This window comes from Vreelandella neptunia (genome assembly GCF_022489065.1).
Lineage (GTDB): Bacteria > Pseudomonadota > Gammaproteobacteria > Pseudomonadales > Halomonadaceae > Vreelandella > Vreelandella neptunia_A.
This window is the reverse complement of the sequence record NZ_JAKVTW010000005.1, coordinates 209,783-231,193: the sequence shown is the minus strand read 5'-3', so window position 1 is coordinate 231,193 and position 21,411 is coordinate 209,783. Positions and strand designations below refer to the sequence as shown.

Below are 21,411 nucleotides of genomic sequence, written 5' to 3'. Positions count from 1 at the left end.
TGTTAGCAACGAGGATGATGATGCGCGTTTTTTCAGCTGCCAACCGCTTTGGCGTTCTAGCCCTAAGCCTTGCCCTTTTAGCGGGCTGTGCGAGTAATGACACCAATGAAGAAGAGGAAGATGAATTTGCTGGGGTACAAGAGCGTGAACTCTATGAGCTGGCCCGTACGGCGCTAGACAGTAACCGCTACCCAATAGCGATTGAGCGCTTAGAAGCGCTGGATACGCGTTATCCATTTGGTGCGCATGCCGAGCAGGCACAGCTTGAGCTGATTTATGCCTACTACGAAAACAGCAACTGGGAAGAAGCCCGAGCAGCGGCCAGCCGCTTTATTCGCCTTCACCCAGACCACCCTCAGGTTGATTACGCCTACTACCTACGCGGCCTTTCAGCTTGGCAAGCGGGCCGTTTCAGTTTAGAGCGCCTACGTCTGATCGACATCTCCAAGCGCGACTTAGGCGCCTCGCGGGATGCCTATAATGACTTCCGCGAGCTGATTCAGCGTTACCCGCAGAGTGAATATGCGGCAGATGCTCAACAGCGTATCGTCTATCTGCGTGAACTGATGGCGCGCCATGAGCTACATGTCGCTGATTACTATTTACGCCGAGGCGCGTATTTGGCGGCTGTTGAGCGCGGCCGTTGGGTGATCGAAAACTACCCCGAATCCAGCGCTACCCGAGATGCGTTAGCCACGATGGTAGAAGGCTATCAAGGCCTGGAGATGGATGACAGGGCCAGTGAAGTACTAGCAGTGCTGCGTGAAAACGCGCCAGACCACGAGCAACTGCAAGGCAGTCGCTTTATTCCTAAGCACTTAAACCAAAATGATTAAGCCTTTGCGAGCTTTTATTCGCTAAACGCTGTAAACAGCTACTTACTAAACCACGCTCCGGCGTGGTTTTTTCTTTCGAAAAGATCGACAGAAAATTTGTACACATAAACATTATTTTCTATACAAAAATTGTACATCGATATATGATTGATTCGCCTTACATAATAAAGCGCCTAAAAGGCGCCTCAGGGAGCAATCAATGTCTTTTTTTAATGCCCGTTCCAGCAACACCAGAATAAGCACACGCTTAATGCTAGGCTTTTCCGCCCTTTTGGTTTTGTTGATTCTGTTAACAGCTGTGGGCATCTACCAAGTCAATCAAATTGATCGAGATTTAGCGACGATCAACGACGTCAACGGTACAAAACAGCGCTTTGCCGTGGACTGGCGAGGCAGCGTACATGATCGCGCTATCGTGCTTCGTGATATCGTTATTACCACCGGTAACGGCAATCTGGCGGCACTTGAGGCTGAAATGGAGCACCTGCGTGGCGCCTACAGTGACGCCACGACAGGTATGCAACAAGTGGCCAGTGAACACGCAGGCAGTGCACAAGAGCAGGGCCTGATTAACAGCATCAATGAACAAGCGCTGGTTACTCGGGAATTGACCGAACAGGTGATCGCCGCTCGCCAAGCAGATGAGCTTACTAATGCACAAGCGCTGCTGCTAGAGCAGGCAGCGCCCGCCTACACTGAGTGGCTTAGCCGCATTAATCAGTTTATCGATCTTCAGCAGGCATTAAATAACACCACCACCGCTACAGCCCGTGACACTGCCTCTGGTTTTCAAATGCAAATGCTAGCATTGACACTGTTTGCGTTATTGGTGGGCGGCTTTATTGCGCTGTTTTTATCCCGCCAATTGCTACGCGAGCTAGGTGCTGAACCATACGAAGTCAAAGCGTTTGCTGAAGCCATAGGCCGAGGTGAATTAACCAGCCAAGGCAAGCTCAAAAAAGGTGATACAAACAGCATCATGGCGTCTCAAGTGGCCATGGCGCATCAGTTACAAACAATTGTCTCCCAAGTGCGTGCCTCAGCGGAAGCCGTTGCTGGCAATAGCGAGCAAATTGCAGCAGGCAACAATGACCTCTCATCACGCACCGAGCAGCAAGCAAGCTCGCTGGCAGAGACCGCTTCAGCAATGGAACAGCTCAACAGCACGGTAAAACTTAACGCTGAGAACTCAGAGCAAGCCAGCAAAGAGGCTTCAAGTGCTTCACGCACGGCTACCCGCGGAGGAGAGGCCGTGCATCAGGTGGTAGAAACCATGAACGACCTGAATAAAAGCTCGCAAGAAATTGCCGGCATTATCTCGACCATTGATTCAATTGCCTTTCAAACCAACATTCTTGCCCTCAACGCGTCGGTTGAAGCCGCTCGGGCTGGTGAACATGGGCGTGGATTCGCGGTTGTTGCCGAAGAGGTGCGCAGGCTTGCCCAGCGGAGTGCTGACGCTGCACGGGAAATTAATGCGCTGATTTCGAGCAATCTTGAGAGGGTCAACCACGGTAATGAGCGCGCTGAAGAAGCAAGCAAATCAACCGAAGAGATTGTGGCTGCCATCGAACGCGTAAACAGCATCATGAAGGAGATAAGCAACGCAAGTGCGGAGCAGAGCGCCGGTGTACAAGAGGTCGGCCAAGCGGTCACAGAGATGGATCAGGTAACACAGCAGAATGCAGCCCTGGTACAACAGAGCGCCACTGCTGCTAATAGCCTGCGCCAGAACGCCCACTCTTTACTGCATGCGATGGAAGTATTCAAACTACCTAATAGTCACCAAATAGCGCAGCCACAGACGCCATTAGCACCTATATCAGCCCGTGGCCAAGCAGCTAACAGGCCAGCACTGCCCGCCGTAAAACGTCAGCAGGCTGAGCCTGAATGGGAAAATTTTTAAACACGCCTAACTGCATTGGCTACCGTTAAAAATGTATTAATCTCCGGGCTGCCAGCCATTGACGATAGGGTAACGGCGGTCCCGACCAAAACCACGTGGCGTAACGCGTACGCCAATAGGCGCTTGGCGGCGTTTGTACTCACAGCGGTCAACAAGCTTGACTACTTTATAGACGTCCTCAGCGTCAAACCCGGCAGCGATAATCGCTTCAGCGCTCATGTCGCCTTCGATATAGCTCAATAGGATAGCATCGAGGGTGTCATAGTCAGGCAGAGAGTCGCTATCTTGCTGATCTGGCGCCAGCTCAGCGCTGGGTGGACGCTCAATCACCCGCTCAGGAATGGCCGGTGATTGCGTATTACGCCAGCGAGCTAGGCGATACACCCAGGTTTTGTAAACGTCTTTAATGGCATTAAAACCGCCCACCATATCCCCATACAGCGTGGCGTAGCCCACCGCCATTTCGCTCTTGTTACCCGTCGTCAGTACCATCAAACCTTTTTTATTAGAGATCGCCATCAGCAGTACGCCACGACAGCGGGACTGCAGGTTCTCTTCGGTGGTATCCCGTTCGGTGCCTGCAAAACTCTCTGCCAGCGTGCCCATAAACGCCTCTACCATGGGTTCAATCGGCATGATCTCATAGTGCACGCCCAACATGTTCGCTTGCTCAGCGGCGTCTTGTTTGGAAATGTCCGCGGTGTAGTGGTAAGGCATCATCACCGCCTGCACCCGCTGAGGCCCGAGTGCATCAACTGCAATCGCCAGCGAAAGCGCCGAGTCAATGCCGCCTGAAAGCCCTAGCACCACGCCGTCAAAACCACTCTTGTTGACGTAATCACGTAGCCCTGTAACGAGCGCACAGTAAAGGCTCTCTTCCGGCTCTACTTCGGGGTCAATCTCGCCTGGCTGTGGTTCCCAAATGGTCGCACTGGTTTGCAAAAACTGAATCGGCATCAGGCCTGCCTGCCAATACGGCGCCAGCACCTGAATTTGACCGCTGGCGTTAACGCAGCAGGAGCCGCCGTCAAACACCAGCTCGTCCTGACCACCAATCGTATTCACATACACAATGGGTCGGTTGACGTCTTGGGCGTGCAGCTCCAATAAACGCAGCCGCTCAGTGGGCTTGTCTTGATGGTAAGGCGAGGCATTTAAGGTGATAAGAATCTCAGCGCCTGCCGCCGTGGCGGCCTTGACCGGCGCGCCGTCCCATAAGTCTTCGCAGATCAATATGCCTAACTTGGCGCCCTTATGCTCATATACGAACGGTTCTGTGCCGGGAGTAAAGTAGCGCTGCTCGTCGAACACCTGGTAATTAGGCAGCGCTTGCTTGGCGTACTCGCCCTCCCATTGACCGTTATAAAGCACACCTGCCAAGTTGTAGCAGCGCCCCTCACGAACACCGGGATAACCAATAATGACCAGCACATCGCGGGCAATTTTCGACGCCATAAGCGCACGGGCCTCACGCAGCCGGGTCTCCATTGAGGGACGCAGCAGCAAATCTTCCGGCGGGTAGCCCGACAAAAAAAGCTCTGGAAAGACAACAATATCTGCCCCGTGCTCAATGCGAGCTTCGCGCACGGCCTCAATAGCACGTGCAGCGTTGCCGGGAATATCTCCGACCAGAGGATCAAGTTGGGCCATTACCAGCGTTAAGTCTTGCATGGGCGTTAAAATCTCTTGAGAATCTTTTAAATAGGGTTACACCGTCATACACGCATTGTCCCGCAAGGGCCATCAACTGGCAAAGGCCGTGCGTCACTCACAACGCTTAAATCCCTACTTTGGGGGCAAAAAAAGGATGAACCTCTTGATCATTCGGCTGATTATCTTCGCCGTTCTATTTTATGCCGGTTTAAAGCTCTACGGCATCTACCGGCAACGCAAACTTGAGCATGACGAAAAAAGTAAGACACTCAACCGCCACGAAGGTGGCAAAATGGTGCGCTGCCGCTGGTGCGACGTTCACGTGCCTGAAGATGAAGCGCTCCGTGACCAGGAGCAGTGGTTCTGCTCAGGAGCGCATCGTGACCGTTTTCTACAAGAGCAACAGGATAAAGACGGAACACTTTAGATTAGCTTAAGCCGCGCTGGGGTAGGTTGATAAGGCGCTGGGTCAATCAGTGGCTCACGCCCAAGCAGATGATCCACCAATAAATGGGTCGAGGCAGGTGCCAATACCAAACCGTTACGGTAATGACCCGCATTGACGAAGACATTAGGCCATCCAGGCAGTGCGCCAATAAACGGTATGCCCTGTGGAGACCCTGGCCGCAGACCTGCCCACTGGTGCGCCACTGGGCAAGTTGCCAATTCAGGCAAAATGGCTTCTGCACTCTTTTTCAAGGAGGCCAAGGCTACTTCGTCGGTGGTCTTATCAAACCCCGCCTCTTCCAGCGTGGAGCCGACCAATAACAGGCCATCTGCACGCGGAATAATATAGCGGCCGTCTTTCAACACCACCCGTTGCACTAACCCTTTCGGCGCTTGGTAAGCGATCATCTGCCCTTTAACGGGCCTTACCGGCAGGTGCACACCTAACTGCGCTAACAGCTGTGCGGCCCAAGCGCCGCCACACACCACAATACGTCCAGCTTTAAGTGGCCCTTGGGAGGTCACCACGCCCTCAGCCCTGCCCTCTCTATTGCCATTCTGATGAATAAAACCACTAACTTCACACTGCTCCCGAAGCGTTACCTGGGGCATCGCGGCTAGCCGTGCCTTCAACGCCTTGGCTAAACGCGGGTTGCGCACGCTGCCCAATGTTGGCATCCATAGGGCGCTGTCGCCTGCCATCGCCACGCTGGGCTCTTTAGTGTGAACGAAATCAGCCCCTACCCGCTCTAACGGCTTGCCCAATTGGCGTGACCACGTCAGCGCTTTGTCGGCATCATCCACATTGAGATAGAGCAGTCCTTTTTGGCGATACTCAGGGTCAATACCGGTCTCTTCTAACAGTCGCAAAGCCAGCGAGGGGTAGACACCTTCCGACCAGCGGGAAAGCTGCGACACTGCCGAATCGTAACGCCAGGGATAGAGCGGTGAAACAATGCCGCCACCGGCCCAGGATGCCTCTTTACCGCACTCACCTCGCTCAACCAGCGTGACTTGCTGGCCCGCATCGGCCAGCTGCAGCGCTGTCATCATGCCGATCACACCGCCGCCAATAATTAAGAAATCGCTCACAAAATTGTCCGTTCTGGCTTACATAAAAGAAGCGTAGCGCCGCCTAGGATGACCTATTAACTACGATGTGTTCGCTGTTAACGACGGAGAGTGAGCATAGCGCGGGCAATAGTAAGGTCAAGCGAGGAGAGGCGATGAACGGCTGCCATATCGATACACCCACTACCCCCGAAGGCGGGTTCACGCTGCTGGAACTTCTGATCACGCTGCTATTAGTCGGCATCATCGCCGCCTGGGGACTGCCCAATTTTCAAGCGCTGGGACAGCGTACCGCTCAGACCAGCGAGATAAACCGATTTCAGAGCGCATTTTCGTTAGCGCGAAATACGGCCATTAGCCAACGCCGCCAGTTGACACTTTGTCCCGCTGATGAGGATCGCAAAGCGTGCACTGATGACTGGGGTGGTGAGCTAATGATTGTACAAGGGGATAAAACAGACAGCATTGTCGCAGAGGATGTTTTGCGAATCGTACCCGCACAACAGGGCACCACAGTCAGCTATAGCAGAGGTTGGTCGCGCATTCGCTATAGCTCGCTAGGTTATACCAGCGGTTACAACGGCAGTTTTGCTATTTGCTCAAGCAGCGGCGGCGAGGGCGTTCAAGGTAGAAAGCTGGTGCTCAGCCAGTTGGGGCGCTTACGGGTGGATGAAGCGCCTATTGACTGTTAGGCGCTTCAAACTATCCCCTATTTATCCGGCAATGCCGTCCAGGTAACGCTCGGCATCCAGTGCTGCCATGCAGCCACTGCCCGCCGAGGTAATCGCCTGGCGATAAATGTGATCCATGACATCACCGCAGGCAAACACGCCCGGCACGCTAGTGGCTGTCGCGTTACCTTCCAAGCCAGAAGTGACTTTGATATAGCCGCCATTCATTGCCAACTGGCCTTCAAAGATGCCCGTGTTGGGGCTATGGCCAATGGCGATGAACAGCCCAGGCGCATGAATCTCTTTGCTGGTGCCATCTTTCGTGGATGTCACCCGCACCCCGGTGACCCCCGAGTTATCGCCAAGCACTTCTTCCACTTCCTGGAACCATTCAAGCGCGATTTTGCCCGCCTCGGCTTTCTCGAACAGCTTATCCTGCAAGATTTTTTCCGCACGCAAGGTATCTCGACGGTGCACAAGGGTTACCTTGGAGGCAATATTGGAGAGATAAAGTGCCTCTTCCACGGCGGTATTACCGCCCCCGACAACAATGACTTCCTGATTACGGTAGAAGAAGCCATCGCAGGTAGCGCAGGCCGAAACCCCTTGCCCCATAAATTGCTGCTCTGTGGGCAAGCCCAAGTAACGCGCGCTGGCACCGGTGGCCACAATCAATGCATCGCAGGTATAAACACCGCTATCGCCCTTTAAGGTGAAGGGCTTTTCACCTAGGCTTACCTCATTGATATGGTCAAACATAACTTCGGTATTAAAACGCTCTGCGTGCTGCTTCATACGCTCCATTAATTCAGGCCCTTGGACACCCTCTGCGTCACCCGGCCAATTATCCACGTCGGTTGTGGTGGTCAACTGGCCACCCGCCTGAATACCGGTGATCAATAACGGCTTTAAATTTGCCCGTGCAGCGTACACGGCGGCCGTATAGCCGGCCGGGCCGGATCCAAGAATAATCAAACGCTCATGACGAGTTTCCATGACACCACCTTGTAAAGACTTGACTGATAGCTTTGTTGAAAGCTGTGTAAATGATTTTGGCAAAGAGTCTGCCTGAAATGGCGTCAAGTACAAGCTATTGCAAGGTTTCGTCTACGCTATTAGGCGAAGATACCTTGAAAGCCCTTATGCAAAGACGCATGTGTTATTACTATGGTACGCAAGGTAAGCCATACTAAAAGAAGACAGTGACCGTCGCGCTGAGCTAACACCCCAGCAATCAGAGGAGAATGGCATGAGCAAGACACCCGATACGCTAAGCACCCTAGAGGTTGGCAGTACAACGTATCACTACTACAGCCTCCCCAAAGCGGCCGATGCCCTGGGCAATATTGATCGTTTGCCCAAGACGCTCAAGATTCTGCTCGAAAACCAACTGCGCTTCGCCGATGACGAGAGCGTAGCCCAAGAAGATATGCAGGCCCTGGTCGACTGGCAGACCGAGGGTAAGTCCAGCCGTGAAATTGGCTACCGCCCTGCGCGCGTATTAATGCAGGATTTCACCGGTGTACCCGGAGTGGTGGACCTGGCCTCCATGCGCGCCGCTGTCGAAAGCCTCGGTGAAGATCCGGCCAAGATCAATCCACTTACACCGGTTGACCTTGTTATTGACCACTCAGTCATGGTCGATAAGTTTGGCAACCCAGCGGCGTTCCAAGAGAACGTTGATATTGAAATGCAGCGTAACCGCGAGCGTTACGAATTTCTACGCTGGGGGCAGCAGGCGTTTGATAACTTCAGCGTCGTGCCTCCCGGCACCGGTATCTGCCACCAGGTAAACCTGGAGTACTTGGGCCGCACGGTGTGGACCAAAGACGAAGACAGCAAAACCTTCGCCTATCCCGATACGCTCGTTGGCACTGACTCACACACCACAATGATCAACGGCCTGGGTGTTCTCGGCTGGGGTGTCGGTGGTATCGAAGCCGAAGCAGCCATGCTTGGTCAGCCGGTTTCAATGCTAATCCCTGAAGTCATTGGCTTCAAATTGACCGGCAAACTACGCGAAGGCATTACCGCGACGGATTTGGTACTCACCGTTACAGAAATGCTGCGCAAAAAAGGCGTGGTAGGTAAGTTTGTCGAGTTCTATGGCGACGGTTTGAAAGACCTGCCGCTGGCGGATCGCGCCACTATTGCCAACATGGCCCCGGAGTACGGCGCCACTTGTGGCTTCTTCCCGGTGGATGAAGAAACGCTTAACTACATGCGCCTTACGGGTCGAGAAGATAAGCAAGTCGCGCTCGTTGAAGCCTATAGCAAAGCGCAAGGCCTGTGGCGTGAGCCCAGCGATGAGCCGATCTTCACCGATGCCCTGCAGTTAGATATGACTGAGGTAGAAGCCAGTCTTGCTGGCCCCAAGCGTCCGCAGGATCGTGTAGCACTGCAGGACATGGCGGCAGCGTTTGATAAGTTCCTGCAGGAAGATACCAAAGCGAAGCCCACTGAAAAGGGCAAGTTCTCCTCTGAAGGTGGCCAAACCGCCGTGGGAGTAGAGCGCAGCTTCGAACATGACACCAGCCAAGCCGTTAAACTGGATGACCATGACTTCAGCCTTGACCCCGGCGCGGTAGTGATTGCGGCAATTACGTCGTGCACAAACACCTCCAACCCCAGCGTGATGATGGCGGCTGGTCTACTGGCGCGCAAAGCGCGTGAAAAGGGCTTAACTACCCAGCCGTGGGTGAAAACGTCGCTGGCGCCCGGCTCCAAAGTGGTCACCGACTATCTTGCCGCCGCGGGCCTTAATGATGACTTGGATGAGCTGGGCTTCAACCTTGTCGGCTACGGCTGCACCACCTGTATCGGCAACTCCGGCCCACTGCCGGATGAAATCGAACAGGCCATTAACGATGGCGATCTTGCCGTTGCCTCGGTGCTTTCCGGTAACCGCAACTTTGAAGGCCGCGTGCACCCGCTGGTGAAAACCAACTGGCTCGCTTCACCACCCCTAGTAGTGGCTTACGCCCTGGCCGGTAACGTTCAGCGTGACCTCACCAAGGAGCCGATTGGTAAGGGCAGCGACGGCGAACCGGTCTATCTAAAAGACATTTGGCCCAGTCAGGCAGAAATTGCCAACGCGGTTGAGAAAGTGAATACCGAGATGTTCCGTAAAGAGTACGGCGCGGTGTTTGAGGGCGATGACGTCTGGAAAGCTATCGACGTTTCAGAAAGTAAAGTGTACCAGTGGCCTGAATCCACCTACATCCAGCATCCGCCTTTCTTTGAAGGCATGGGCCGGGAGCCGGATGCCATCGAAGATGTGCATAGCGCCCGGGTATTGGCGATGCTGGGCGACTCGGTCACCACCGACCACATTTCCCCAGCCGGTGCCATCAAGCCAGACAGCCCTGCAGGGCGTTATCTGCAAGAGCATGGTGTTAAACCGGTCGACTTCAACTCCTATGGCTCGCGCCGGGGTAACCACGAAGTCATGATGCGCGGCACCTTTGCCAACGTGCGGATCAAAAATGAGATGCTCGATGGTGTTGTTGGCGGTGAAACTCGCCACGTACCCAGCGGCGAGCAGATGGCTATTTATGATGCGGCCATGAAATACAAAGAGGAAGGCAAACCGCTTGTCGTGATCGCCGGTAAAGAGTATGGCACCGGTTCTTCGCGGGATTGGGCGGCCAAAGGTACTCGCTTGCTGGGCGTTCGCGCGGTTATCGCCGAATCCTTTGAGCGTATTCACCGCTCCAACCTAATCGGCATGGGCGTTGTACCGCTGCAGTTTGCCGAAGGCGAGAGCCGTCAAACGTTGGGATTAACCGGGGATGAAGAGATTTCGATTGCCGGTTTAAGCGATCTGACGCCGGGTGGCACGGTCAAAGTCGTGATCAAAAATGCCGACGGGGAACGTAGCGTTGATGCCAAGTGCCGAATTGATACGGTAAACGAGCTGGCTTACTACCGTCATGGTGGTATCCTTCACTACGTGCTGCGCAAGATGATCGGCGCAGCCTAAAGGTAAAACCTACCAATGCTTGCATGCCCCCACCTCGGTGGGGGCTTTTTTTTAGCTATGCGCTTAAAAAGCACGGCGACGGTAGGTGCGGTAATCCGGGGACCAGGACGCCTTTTCAATCAACTCCCTCAGGGTCGTGCCGCTGGTTTTCAGCGCCACGCCGTTCTGCTGCGCCTGTGCGGCAACCTCAAAAGCTATCGATTTACTGATATCGCGAATACGCGACAGCGGCGGCAGAAGCGCCCCTTTGCCCTCTTTTACCAGCGGTGCTTCACGGGCCAGCGCCCGCGAGGCGCTCATCAGCATCTCATCGGTGACGCGGCTGGCACTGGCGGCAATCACGCCCAACCCAATGCCCGGGAAGATATAGGCATTGTTGCACTGAGCAATCGGATATGTGCGGCCATTATAAACCACCGGCGCAAAGGGGCTGCCGGTGGCGACCAGGGCTTGGCCATCGGTCCAGCGGATGACGTCTTCCGGCACCGCTTCAGCTTGGGAAGTAGGATTAGACAGCGGCATGATCACCGGGTGCTCACAGCCTGCGTGCATGGTGCGTACAACTTGCTCGGTAAAGATACCGCGCTGACCACAGACACCGACCAGTACCGTTGGTTTGATTTGGGCAATCGTCTCTTCCAAGCCCTGGCCATTCCACTCAACCACGAGGGAAGGATCGTGCGCTAAACGGCGCTGGAAATCGCGCTGCCACACCTGATCGCTGGTCATCAAACCATCCCGATCAACAATGAAAATACGCGCTCGCGCTTCGCTTTCGGTCAAACCTTCAGCTTCCATGGCCACAACCACCTGCTCGGCGATGCCACACCCGGCTGAACCACCGCCGACAAATACCACGCGCTGCTGGGCAATCGTCTCATCCCGAGCCTGACAAGCCGCCATCAAGGTACCGACCACCACAGAAGCCGTGCCCTGTACGTCATCGTTAAAGCAGCATAGCTCGTCACGATAACGTTCCAGCAATGGCACCGCGTTGGCCTGGGCAAAGTCCTCGAACTGCAAGAGCACGTTAGGCCAGCGGCGCTTCACAGCGGCAATGAACTCCGCCATGAAAGCATCGTACTCTTCTTGGCCAACCCGCTCATGGCGCCAGCCCATATACATGGGGTCATCCAGCAGCGCTTTGTTATTAGTGCCCACATCAATCATGATCGGCAGCGTGTAGGCGGGGCTGATGCCACCACAGGCGGTATAAAGCGCCAGCTTTCCAATCGGAATCCCCATGCCACCGATGCCCTGGTCACCCAAACCTAAAATGCGCTCGCCATCCGTCACTACGATGACTTTTACGTTGTCTTTCGTGGCGCTGCGCAGGATGTCATCCATATGCTCGCGGTCAGGGTAGCTAATAAACAGCCCACGGTGGTTACGATAAATATTGGAGAACTCCTGACACGCCTGCCCCACCGTGGGGGTGTAGATAATCGGCAGCATCTCTTCAAGGTGCTGGGAAACCAAGCGGAAGTAGAGCGTTTCGTTGTCATCTTGAATGGCGCGCAGATGGATGTGCTTTTCAAGGTCACTATGGCACTGCTGATACTGGCGATAGACCCGCTCCAGCTGATCCTCAATGGTTTCCACCTTTTGCGGCAGCAAACCAATCAGGTTAAACGCCAAGCGCTCCTGCTGAGTAAACGCACTGCCTTTGTTCAATAGCGGCATTTCGAGCAGAGAAGGACCGGCGTAAGGAAGGTATAGGGGGCGTTTACTCTGGGTAGTCATAAGCACTCTCTTTTTTATGTCAATCACTGCTGCGATGCAGCAAAATCGGGCGTTTGCGGCGTTTGGACGTAATGTAACATGCTCCTGAGACAAAGGTAGAAGAGTGCGACCCTGTGAACATAAAAACGCCCCGATTTAGGGCAACTAAATCGAGGCGTAATAGAGACTTTAAAACTAAATCAGGCGGTTTTTGCAGTGGGTTTGCGTCCCTCTACTCCCGCGAAGAAAAATGGCCGCAGCTTAACGCCGAGCATATTGCCAGCAAACGCTGCTACCAACCATATCCAACCATGCAAACTGCCTGAGGCAATGCCACTGAAGTAAGCACCGATGTTACAGCCATACGCCAAGCGCGCCCCATAGCCCAGCAAGAGGCCACCGATGATCGCTGCAAGAACAGACTTTAACGGGATTTTAAAGTTAGGTGCAAAACGACCTGCCAAACTCGCGGCCGCTAGTGCGCCAAGCATAATGCCGACGTTCATGACCGTGGTAATATCGCTCCATACGCTAGCCTCAAGGGCTGCCGCATTACCCGGTGCCTGCCAATAGCCCCACTGACTGACATCGCCACCCACTAACTCAAAACCTTTTGCGCCCCATAGCGCAAACGCAGAGGTAATTCCCCAAGGACGGCCTGCCAGTGCCAAGGTAACAAAATTCAGCAGCGCTAATGCCACCGCACCCGCCACTAACGGCCAAGGCCCCGTCAGCCAACGTGCATAGCCATGCTTAGTGACGATAGGCGCTTGTTCTAACTGACCGTGACGGCGTTTCTCCATCACCCAGGTAAAGGCCGCAATCGCAGCAAACAGCACCAGACTAATCGCAATCCCACCACTAACCCCGGCGACATTCACCAGTGATACCGGCTGAAAAGCAGGCAAACTCTGCCACCAAGCAAAATGCGCAGATCCAATCACTGAACCCACAATAAAGAATACCAGGGTAATCAACATGCGGGCGTTACCACCACCTGCCGTAAACAGCGTGCCGGACGCACAGCCGCCGCCCAGTTGCATCCCTAATCCAAACAAAAACGCCCCTACCAGTACAGAGATACCAATAGGTGCCACAAAGCCCGACACCTCATTACCAAACAGGGTTCCTGCACCCAATGCGGGGAAAAACAGCACCACGGCAATGGCCAGCATGACCATTTGCGCACGCAGGCCACGCCCACGACGCTCGGTAATAAATACCCGCCACGCAGCAGTAAAGCCAAAGGCAGCGTGGTACAGCACCATGCCAAATAGCCCGCCAACAATCATCAGCAGGCCGGTATTGGCTTCGAACACCATCCCCACCAGCAACGCACCAATTACAATCGCCGCAGTGGCTATCAGCGGCACGCGATAGCTCTGCGGCGCAGCAACAGTCGTAGTCGACATACATTCACCTTTAGCAATGCCAAAAGCGTCTGTTCATCAACAAGCGCTTCCAACTAGTTTGAGTCATGGTGACAAGCTTAACGCTGCCTATAATAGACGTACAATTATTTGTGCGACGTTATTTAACACGATTAACTTTTTCTATGAGCTCTCTTCCTCACGTGTTACGTAAAGACGGTTCACCAACACAAACGCCACCACGGTCAGCGGTGCGGCCAAAATCAGGCCAGCCAAGCCAAACAGCGTACTGGCGGCAAACAATGAAAACAGTAGCATCGCAGGCGGCAAGTGAACGGCCCGCTGCTGTACCAATGGCTGTATAATATTGCCTTCTATCTGCTGAATAATCGTATACGCAATCAGCACAAACAGCGTGGTTTGAGGACTCACCGTAAAGGCCAGCAGTAATGCAGGAATAGCGGCAATCATCGGCCCCACCAGGGGCACAAAATCCAATAGCCCCGCCACTAAGCCCAAGCCAAGCGGGGCGGGCACGCCCAAGAGCCACATAGTGATGCCTACTAATATCCCAGTGACCACCATGGCGACTAACTGCCCGCCCAACCAATAACGTAGCGCCTTCCCGCTCTCATCCAATGCATCACCCAATTTTGGGCGGCTTTTTATCGGCGCCAGTAACAGCAGCCCTCGGCGGTAAAGCCCCGGCTGCGCAGCGAAATAAACCATGCCCACAATCAGCGCAAAGAAGCTGACCACACTGCCGCCCATTGAGACCACCATCATCCCAACTTGCGAAATGCCGTTTCCAAATAAATCTCTCGCCCGCCCTGCCGCGTCATCAAGCAAGGGGGCTAGCTGAGAACCTTCAAGCCGTTCCTGCAGCTGTTCCCACGCATCGGGTAATAGCACCGCCAACGACTCCAACTCAGCAGACACCTGGGCACCAAACGCCCAGCTTATTAAGGCTAATGCCAAGGTCAACGCAACAATCACCATTAACAACGCGAGCCATCGCGGTGTACCTAGCTTTAAAAGTGGCGACATACACGATTGCAAGATGCAGGCACCGACTACCGCCCCAAAGATCAAAATCAGTAGCCCTACCAGTTTCCATAGCATTAACGCCACGACCGCCAGCGTTAATGCTATCAATGCACACTCCGTAAACGTCTGATGCCGCTTCCTTGATCGCATTCACTACTCCCTTTTGTAGACGCGTTGACAGCAGCAAGCTAACACCGAAATAGAAAACATACGTGCCATCGATGACCACTACTATAGGTCAATAGCCCACTCAATGGGCCGCCACCTAAGGCCGTATCACAGCTTTTATACAAGATGGGTTGAGACAATTTTTTACAGGCACTCATTATTCTGATTAAAGGGACGCCCGATAGATAAAGGACTGCCATGAGGATTTCTAAAGAGGAAAAGCGAAATATGAGAGGATCGGTATTGAAAAAAACGACCCTGGTTTGGGTATCCCTCCAGGCATGCTATAGGGAAATAACTTGCCAGCATGGATAGCCTAGGTAGGCAAACATACCATTTTGCATTACTAGACGTTTCAAAACCTACAATTTGATGACGAATTGATTATTTTACTAACTAAAATAAATTATACTTTTAAGCATGACCTCTCCCCTGAAAGATAATTTAAAACCGTTAGCACACTCATAGGTATTTCAGATGTCCGTCTCTGCTTTGTATAAAAATCCTTCAGCAAACGTCATACGTTCACTGCTCCAGCATACCCATGAGCTGTCTATCTATGCCAAGGACATGCCCTACGCTTTAAAGGCGCATATTGTAGAATTGAACCTGAGTACTGGTCGTTTAGTGCTGGAGGTAGACTATGCAGGATCTGATATTGAAGATTATTTAGTCAACGGTGGCGTGAGCTTCGACCTTGAGGCTCTAAAAGGCGTACACGCCACAGAGCGTGAGACCTACAGCCTCAGCAGCGTTGCCGCCAACTTAATCAAAATGGACAGTGCGCTATATCGTCTGGAGTGCCAGCTTCCAGAATCAGTCTTCGTTCAAGAGAATAGGGGAGCGCGGTACGCATTCCCTTTATTCTTGGCATGCAGGCCCGCGTCAATCTCGAAATTTATATGCATGAACTCAACGTTCCGGCCAGGCTGCGCAATTTATCCGTGGGCGGTTGTATGGTTGACATCGATTTAGCGGAGAGTATCGCAATTAGTGTAAAGCAGGAAATCCCAGGAATCACGCTAGAATTCCCCAACGGAGTAAGCTTTTTTGCAGCAGGTAAAGTCCGACATATACGTCCCTTGGGTAACCAGGGCTATGCAGCGCTTGGGATTGAGTTCATTAACTTAACGACGTCTCAGACAGAGGCCTTATTTCAGTACGTCAATGAGGCCGAAAGAGAGGCTGCTTTCCGAACAGGGACTAACGATAAACTCACTCATCACTCCCCCCTGTTCGTTGCTGGTGCCAAAGAGAAAAAACTGCTGCAAAGAGAAGCACAAAATCGTGAGAAGCGCGCCCGACAGTCACCCATGGAACGAGGTGTTGTAGATGTGTCGCATCAACTCCAAGTAGGGCTGATGCATATGAGGACTCGCTCTGTATTCCCTAGCGAGCTCTTTTACGATTGCGTCGACACATTGCGTTATCTTGTCGAACAGGATCGCAAAACCTTTCTTTATGCCCTGGCATTCCTTCGTGATGAACCAGATTGGGTGAGGCATGCCGTTCAGGTAGCCGGTCAGCTGGCTGACATGCTACTGGCCAGAGACCCGCACTCCCCCCAGGTGCGTGAAGCCGTGCTGGGTGCTTTATTACACACCATGGGTAAGCCGCTTCTGATCAGCGCCGAACTGCCATCTCTCAAGGTCAATATGAATCCGGCACAGAAAGCTATCCTGAGCGGCCACATTGAAGAGTTAAATAGGAAGCTGAGTGAGTTAAATTGGGTGCCAAGCCCCACCTGCCGCGAGGTAATAGAACAAGCCAACGAGAGATTGGACGGCTCTGGTTACCCCTCTGGCAAGCACGGTGAACAGCTGTCGACTCTTATTAGGCTAGTCACAGTCATCAAGGCAATCAACAAGCTGCTGCACGGGCGTAATGGAGAACCTCCTCGCTCACCGCTTAAAGCCTACCGAAGAATCCATGAGACCAGCGCGGCTTACGACAAAACCGTTCTGATTGAGTACATCCAAGTATACGGACTTTACCCAATTGGGAGTCTGGCTAAATACTCAGCAGGTTTCCTTGCCTGGGTGATGGACACCGACAGTAAGGGCATACCTAAACAGGTCAATATTGTTAAGAACTTGAGCTTTCCGGATACTAATATTAGCAGCGTTATTAGCGAAGGAGATTTGTCACAGATCGGTGAACTACAAGAAATCGTCAACCCCGCTGATTACGGGGTAAAAGTGATTAAAGTATAAGTAGAGACACACTGCCCTGAAATGAGATTGCCCAACATAGAAAATGGCTGGGCATCTCATAATTATCTAGTAGAACAGAGACTGATCAAGTTCCTCTGGTGCCAGGCCATATTTGCTTTTGGGATGGCGACGACGGCTTTCTATCTGCAGCACCTGGGCTCAGCTTGGAGTGACTCTCTTATTAAAGTCTGGCTAACAAAAATAGATCAAGATGCGGCAATCTATCGCACATACACGATGCGTCGGACCAAAGCTTCGCTGAGCTGAGATGCCGTTGCATGAAAACTTGAGAACGTTGCAACTGCCCGTAGAGCATAGGTAGCTTAAAAGTACTGTCAGATATTTTAGAATAAAAACAGATGGGGCCTTACTTAGAAATGGCTGAGCAAGCGGTAGTATAGAAGTATATACGTCGATCTTTTTCAGGCATTCATTACCGGTCAGAATTTACCGAAAGGACCGCTTTGGGTCCTGGTCGTGTGAAAACAGAAAAATCTGGCCCATCCTACGTTGCTTTCTGCTGCTCATATCGATAGCCTCGCAAACATATCTATCATAAATTAAATGTACTTCAGCGTATCGGTTTTTCTCCGTTGATAACAAGAAAAAGGTCGCCCGAAGGCGACCTTTTTCTCAATAGCATTTTTTTCAATACTGCATGTCTCGGTTAAAGCGCCCTTTCTCGCTAAGGGGAAATCAATCAAGCTAGCTAGCTAGAAACCATATGGATTTAAACAAACCGACCAAGGCCAACCGCTGAACGCAACCGATCCATCGTCACAGCCGCTTCTTCTCTGGCCCGCTCGGCACCTTTCTGTAAGATCGCTTCGATGTGGGCGGGGTCTTCCATCAATGCGTTGTAACGTTCACGGGGAGCGCTTAAGTGGGCATTCAAATATTCGAACACCTGATTTTTTGCATCGCCCCAACCAATGCCCGCAGCATATTGCTCACGGAGGCTGGTTGTCTCTTCTGCTGTCGCGAAGGCTGAATAAATCTGGAACAGCGTGCAGGTATCAGGATCTTTCGGCTCACCAGGTTCCAGTGAGTTGGTTTTGATCTTACGTACCAGCTTTTGGAGCTTCTTCTCGGGCGAAAAGAGCGGGATCGTATTATCGTAGCTTTTGGACATCTTGCGCCCATCTAAGCCATTCAGTAGCTGTATTTTGTCGTCTACCACCGCCTCAGGGAGTACAAAGTGCTGACCTTTATAGAGGTGGTTAAAACGCCCGGCAATATCGCGGGCCATTTCAATGTGCTGGATCTGATCACGACCTACCGGCACTTTGTTGGCGTTGAACATCAGAATATCGGCCGCCATGAGCACGGGGTAACCAAACAGCCCCATGGTAATACCTTTATCAGGATCCTGGTTTTCTGCTTCTTCGTTCTCTGCCACCGCTGCTTTGTAGGCATGGGCACGGTTCATCAGGCCTTTGGCGCATACACAGGAGAGCATCCAGGTAAGCTCAGGGATTTCCGGGATATCCGACTGGCGATAGAAAATCGCGTTGTCGGTGTCTAGTCCCAGCGCCAGCCAAGTAGCGGCAATTTCCAGGCGTGATTCTTGAACACGTTTAGGATCTGGACACTTTATAAGCGCATGGTAATCAGCCAAAAAGTAGAACGACTGAACGTTGGGATCTTGACTGGCCTCGATGGCAGGCTTGATCGCCCCGACATAGTTACCTAAATGGGGAGTTCCGGTGGTGGTGATACCGGTAAGAACACGGGTTTTGGGAGTTTGACTCATAGTTTCCAGGCTCATCATTGAACGTACATAACAGCATGATACTGGTATGAATCCAGGTATGCGACTAGCAGAACTTAGTTTTACAATACATGCTGGCAGTATTGAAATTTATATAAACATTATGCCTCAATCATTTCGCATAATTTTTAATTGACAAATAGAAAAAACGGATCACTAAAGGCAAGCGGTTCTTCCTGTTCATTACTTACAGTCCCAAAAGCTACGAAACACTCCTTGCCATTCACGATCAACGGAAAATAAAAACAAAGGGACGCCTTCTCCTCACATTGATCTACTACCTGTCCAAGATCTTTAATTTCTTCCCAGCGCATTTTTTCAATATCATCTTGATCATAAGACTCACCACCCCAGTTTATTGTTTCGAGACTCTCTTCAAAAACCCTTGAGTAAGCAGACTCTGCATTCATGTTAGCTTGCGCTACTAACCGGTAGTTACCCGCCAAATGCTCATTTATTATTGCTGATTGCATGCCAGCAGTTCCCAATAACAGTGCCCCGGCTAGCAACGCCATAACAATGACCAATGCAGCCCCCTTCTGGCGGTGATATAAAGTCATTAGCCATCACCGAAATTAATATTTTCCGACAAATCCTCTAATGCTTGACGCATAGAAAAATCATAACCATAAACTGAAAGCAATTCCCAAACACTCAGATCGGCATTAATACTATTAACATTATTGAACACAACCGACCCACTTGCGATAACACTACCAACAAAATCAACACCAGACATACTTAAATTGACACTACCAGCACCCCAAATAAGTCCTCGAAAAAATGCATTGGCATTATTGCCATTAAAATTAATTGCACCACCAGCGACAATAGCGACATCTGAAACCGAGGAATTATTATTTTGATACATTGAAATACCTTGCTCTGCCACCACCACCTTTCCATTTAGTTCAGCTAAATTTAAATTGTTTATATTACCATTACAATAAAAAGCCATACTTGAAGAAGAGGTTATTTCACCTTCATTGCAAGTAGCAACTACATTATCCAGATTACTAAAGTTCTTAATATATCCGGTGTATAAAATATGTGAGTTGCTTGACTGTGGAGAAGGTAAGGTCGACAGACCTAAATTGGAATTAACCGTTGACTCACTGACAAGAATATTTTCTGTTCCGCTCACAGCACCTCCCGCGATCACGGCATCTCCTCTACCCTCGCGGCTTGTTGGAGTATCAAAGAGGCTAGCATATACGCCCTGCCGCTCCAGGACATGAAATATAATCCCCTCACCGTTTTTCTCTAATGGCAGTTTCACTTGATAAAGCGGCGCATCCCCAGGCACACGTTCTCCTAGCTCGTGTTCTTGCTCAACACATTGACTTTCCAAATAACCGTTTGGTAAATCTTTGAGAAAACTGATTAACGGTTGACCACTTTCTTCTTTATCTGCCACCGTACAATTGCAATTACCATAATCTAGTTCACACCGCAGGGTGTAACGTCCTGGCCCATTTTGACGTATCTCGCTAGTTATTCGCTGAGCGATAAAAATCAAGTTTTCCTGCTTACGGCTTACTTGGTCGACGGTTTGAAATGTTTGATAGGTCGTTAAAAACAGCTGTCCAGCGCCTAATATAATGACCGTTCCAATCGCCATCGCCACCATCAACTCAACCAATGTAAAGCCATTTTGACGCTGGTTCATGGCGAGCTCTCGAGGAATGGGAGGCTAAAAATGTAGTCAAGCTTGTCATTGTTATCCTCACCTAGCACCAGAGTGACTGTGAACTGACATTTATCGTTGCCACTATCTGGTTCAATACCACTTTGCGCTACAATAGCATTGCGCAGCGGCGTTGAATCTCCACCGTAAAACCAGTCTTCTCTCCAACCGGACTGAACGGCAAAGGCGTTGATATCTTTGCAGTTTTGGCCTTTTTCAAGCGAGGCAAGATTTGCCCATAGCCTCTCCTGGGCGTCTACTGCCGCGACGCTTGCTACCGAGCGCTGATAACCAGCATTCGCACTCTGCAGCGCCTTCAACTGCATAGCCGCCACACCAATCAGGCCGATAGAGAGAACCACCAGCGCGATGAGCGCCTCTATTAAGCTAAAGCCACGCTGTTGATTCTGTTTACCAACAGGCATCGGGCAACCTTTCGCCAGTTGAACTTAAGGTTATATTCCCTTCGCAACCATCATTTTGAAGAGGAGTCGCGGTCAGTAAATAGCCGTTACCGCTAATACTCGACTCAATCTCATAGTTGTTTTCGGGAGAAGACTCACTAATGTTGCAATCACTATAGGTGTAAGAGCGCGTATAACAGCGCTCAAGCTCAGAGGCAGCCTGCATTAGGCCTGCATGGGCGTCGGTTCGGACGGATTTTTGCACGTAGCGGGTATAGCTGGGGTAGGCAATAGAGGCGATGATGCCGATGATCACCACCACTATCATTAACTCAATGAGAGTAAAGCCGCGCTGGCCGCTAAGTGAAGGTCGGCCAGAGGTAGGATGAGAAACATAAGGCACGCGGCTTTGCTCCTGTATTAGTTGGCTCATACTCTTTAGTATGTCGCAAACCAATACGCT

At 51.8% G+C, this 21,411-nt stretch carries 18 protein-coding genes; 7 read left to right on the top strand and 11 right to left on the bottom strand.

The window, feature by feature from the left end:
* Positions 1-20: 20 nt before the first annotated feature.
* Together MLE19_RS10065 and MLE19_RS10060 are read left to right on the top strand one after the other, a co-directional pair.
* On the top strand, positions 21-836 hold the full coding sequence (locus MLE19_RS10065) for an outer membrane protein assembly factor BamD (protein WP_240718047.1): 816 nt from the start codon (positions 21-23) through the stop codon (positions 834-836).
* Positions 837-1,035: 199 nt separating this feature from the next.
* Entirely contained in the window at positions 1,036-2,742 is a 1,707-nt protein-coding gene (locus MLE19_RS10060) for a methyl-accepting chemotaxis protein (RefSeq protein WP_240718046.1), read from the top strand.
* Between the two features lie 36 nt (positions 2,743-2,778).
* Here MLE19_RS10060 and MLE19_RS10055 read toward each other — a convergent pair whose 3' ends face one another.
* Positions 2,779-4,413 (bottom strand): NAD+ synthase, encoded by a 1,635-nt coding sequence (locus MLE19_RS10055; protein WP_240718045.1) that lies wholly within the window; start codon positions 4,411-4,413, stop codon positions 2,779-2,781.
* A gap of 136 nt (positions 4,414-4,549) precedes the next feature.
* On the opposite strand from MLE19_RS10055, the gene MLE19_RS10050 reads away from it, so the two are divergent.
* Positions 4,550-4,822, top strand: coding sequence for a PP0621 family protein (locus MLE19_RS10050; protein ID WP_240718044.1), 273 nt, complete (start codon positions 4,550-4,552; stop codon positions 4,820-4,822).
* Here MLE19_RS10050 and thiO read toward each other — a convergent pair.
* Positions 4,819-5,934: a glycine oxidase ThiO gene (thiO, locus tag MLE19_RS10045; RefSeq protein WP_240718043.1), complete on the bottom strand. Its 1,116-nt coding sequence runs from the start codon at positions 5,932-5,934 to the stop codon at positions 4,819-4,821. The genes MLE19_RS10050 and thiO overlap by 4 nt on opposite strands.
* Positions 5,935-6,068: 134 nt before the next feature.
* Here thiO and MLE19_RS10040 point away from each other — a divergent pair, with 134 nt between their 5' ends.
* Positions 6,069-6,605, top strand: a complete 537-nt coding sequence (locus MLE19_RS10040; RefSeq protein WP_240718042.1) for a GspH/FimT family pseudopilin — start codon at positions 6,069-6,071, stop codon at positions 6,603-6,605.
* A gap of 21 nt (positions 6,606-6,626) precedes the next feature.
* Here the strand turns inward: MLE19_RS10040 and trxB are convergent, their stop codons facing one another.
* Positions 6,627-7,580 carry a thioredoxin-disulfide reductase gene (trxB, locus tag MLE19_RS10035; protein ID WP_240718041.1) on the bottom strand — a complete coding sequence of 318 codons (954 nt, stop codon included), beginning with the start codon at positions 7,578-7,580 and terminating at the stop codon, positions 6,627-6,629.
* 253 nt (positions 7,581-7,833) lie between these two features.
* Here trxB and acnA point away from each other — a divergent pair, with 253 nt between their 5' ends.
* Positions 7,834-10,566 (top strand): aconitate hydratase AcnA, encoded by a 2,733-nt coding sequence (acnA, locus tag MLE19_RS10030; RefSeq protein WP_240718040.1) that lies wholly within the window; start codon positions 7,834-7,836, stop codon positions 10,564-10,566.
* A gap of 63 nt (positions 10,567-10,629) precedes the next feature.
* On the opposite strand, the gene MLE19_RS10025 is transcribed toward acnA, so the two are convergent.
* From MLE19_RS10025 to MLE19_RS10015, 3 genes are all read right to left on the bottom strand, one after another.
* Complete coding sequence (locus MLE19_RS10025; protein WP_276322405.1) at positions 10,630-12,309, bottom strand: NAD-dependent malic enzyme; 1,680 nt, start codon at positions 12,307-12,309, stop codon at positions 10,630-10,632.
* A 179-nt stretch (positions 12,310-12,488) separates the two neighbouring features.
* Positions 12,489-13,700 (bottom strand): YeeE/YedE family protein, encoded by a 1,212-nt coding sequence (locus MLE19_RS10020; protein ID WP_240718038.1) that lies wholly within the window; start codon positions 13,698-13,700, stop codon positions 12,489-12,491.
* 141 nt (positions 13,701-13,841) lie between these two features.
* On the bottom strand, positions 13,842-14,855 hold the full coding sequence (locus MLE19_RS10015; RefSeq protein ID WP_240718037.1) for an AI-2E family transporter: 1,014 nt from the start codon (positions 14,853-14,855) through the stop codon (positions 13,842-13,844).
* Positions 14,856-15,350: 495 nt separating this feature from the next.
* Here MLE19_RS10015 and MLE19_RS10010 point away from each other — a divergent pair, with 495 nt between their 5' ends.
* Both MLE19_RS10010 and MLE19_RS10005 read left to right on the top strand, forming a co-directional pair.
* Positions 15,351-15,848 carry a hypothetical protein gene (locus MLE19_RS10010; RefSeq protein ID WP_240718036.1) on the top strand — a complete coding sequence of 166 codons (498 nt, stop codon included), beginning with the start codon at positions 15,351-15,353 and terminating at the stop codon, positions 15,846-15,848.
* Positions 15,746-17,086, top strand: a complete 1,341-nt coding sequence (locus tag MLE19_RS10005) for an HD domain-containing phosphohydrolase (protein ID WP_306420907.1) — start codon at positions 15,746-15,748, stop codon at positions 17,084-17,086. The genes MLE19_RS10010 and MLE19_RS10005 overlap by 103 nt, the downstream gene beginning before the upstream one ends.
* A gap of 730 nt (positions 17,087-17,816) precedes the next feature.
* Here MLE19_RS10005 and MLE19_RS10000 read toward each other — a convergent pair.
* The 5 genes from MLE19_RS10000 to MLE19_RS09980 all read right to left on the bottom strand — a co-directional run bounded on the left by MLE19_RS10000 (position 17,817) and on the right by MLE19_RS09980 (position 21,381).
* On the bottom strand, positions 17,817-18,839 hold the full coding sequence (locus MLE19_RS10000; RefSeq protein WP_240718034.1) for a tryptophan--tRNA ligase: 1,023 nt from the start codon (positions 18,837-18,839) through the stop codon (positions 17,817-17,819).
* Between the two features lie 146 nt (positions 18,840-18,985).
* Positions 18,986-19,417 (bottom strand): hypothetical protein, encoded by a 432-nt coding sequence (locus MLE19_RS09995; RefSeq protein WP_240718033.1) that lies wholly within the window; start codon positions 19,415-19,417, stop codon positions 18,986-18,988.
* Entirely contained in the window at positions 19,417-20,526 is a 1,110-nt protein-coding gene (locus MLE19_RS09990; protein WP_240718032.1) for a PilW family protein, read from the bottom strand. The genes MLE19_RS09995 and MLE19_RS09990 overlap by 1 nt, the downstream gene beginning before the upstream one ends.
* Positions 20,523-20,969 carry a type IV pilus modification protein PilV gene (gene pilV, locus MLE19_RS09985; protein WP_240718031.1) on the bottom strand — a complete coding sequence of 149 codons (447 nt, stop codon included), beginning with the start codon at positions 20,967-20,969 and terminating at the stop codon, positions 20,523-20,525. Before pilV ends, MLE19_RS09990 begins: the two co-directional genes overlap by 4 nt.
* Positions 20,956-21,381, bottom strand: a complete 426-nt coding sequence (locus MLE19_RS09980; protein WP_276322404.1) for a type IV pilin protein — start codon at positions 21,379-21,381, stop codon at positions 20,956-20,958. Before MLE19_RS09980 ends, pilV begins: the two co-directional genes overlap by 14 nt.
* Positions 21,382-21,411 lie beyond the last annotated feature (30 nt).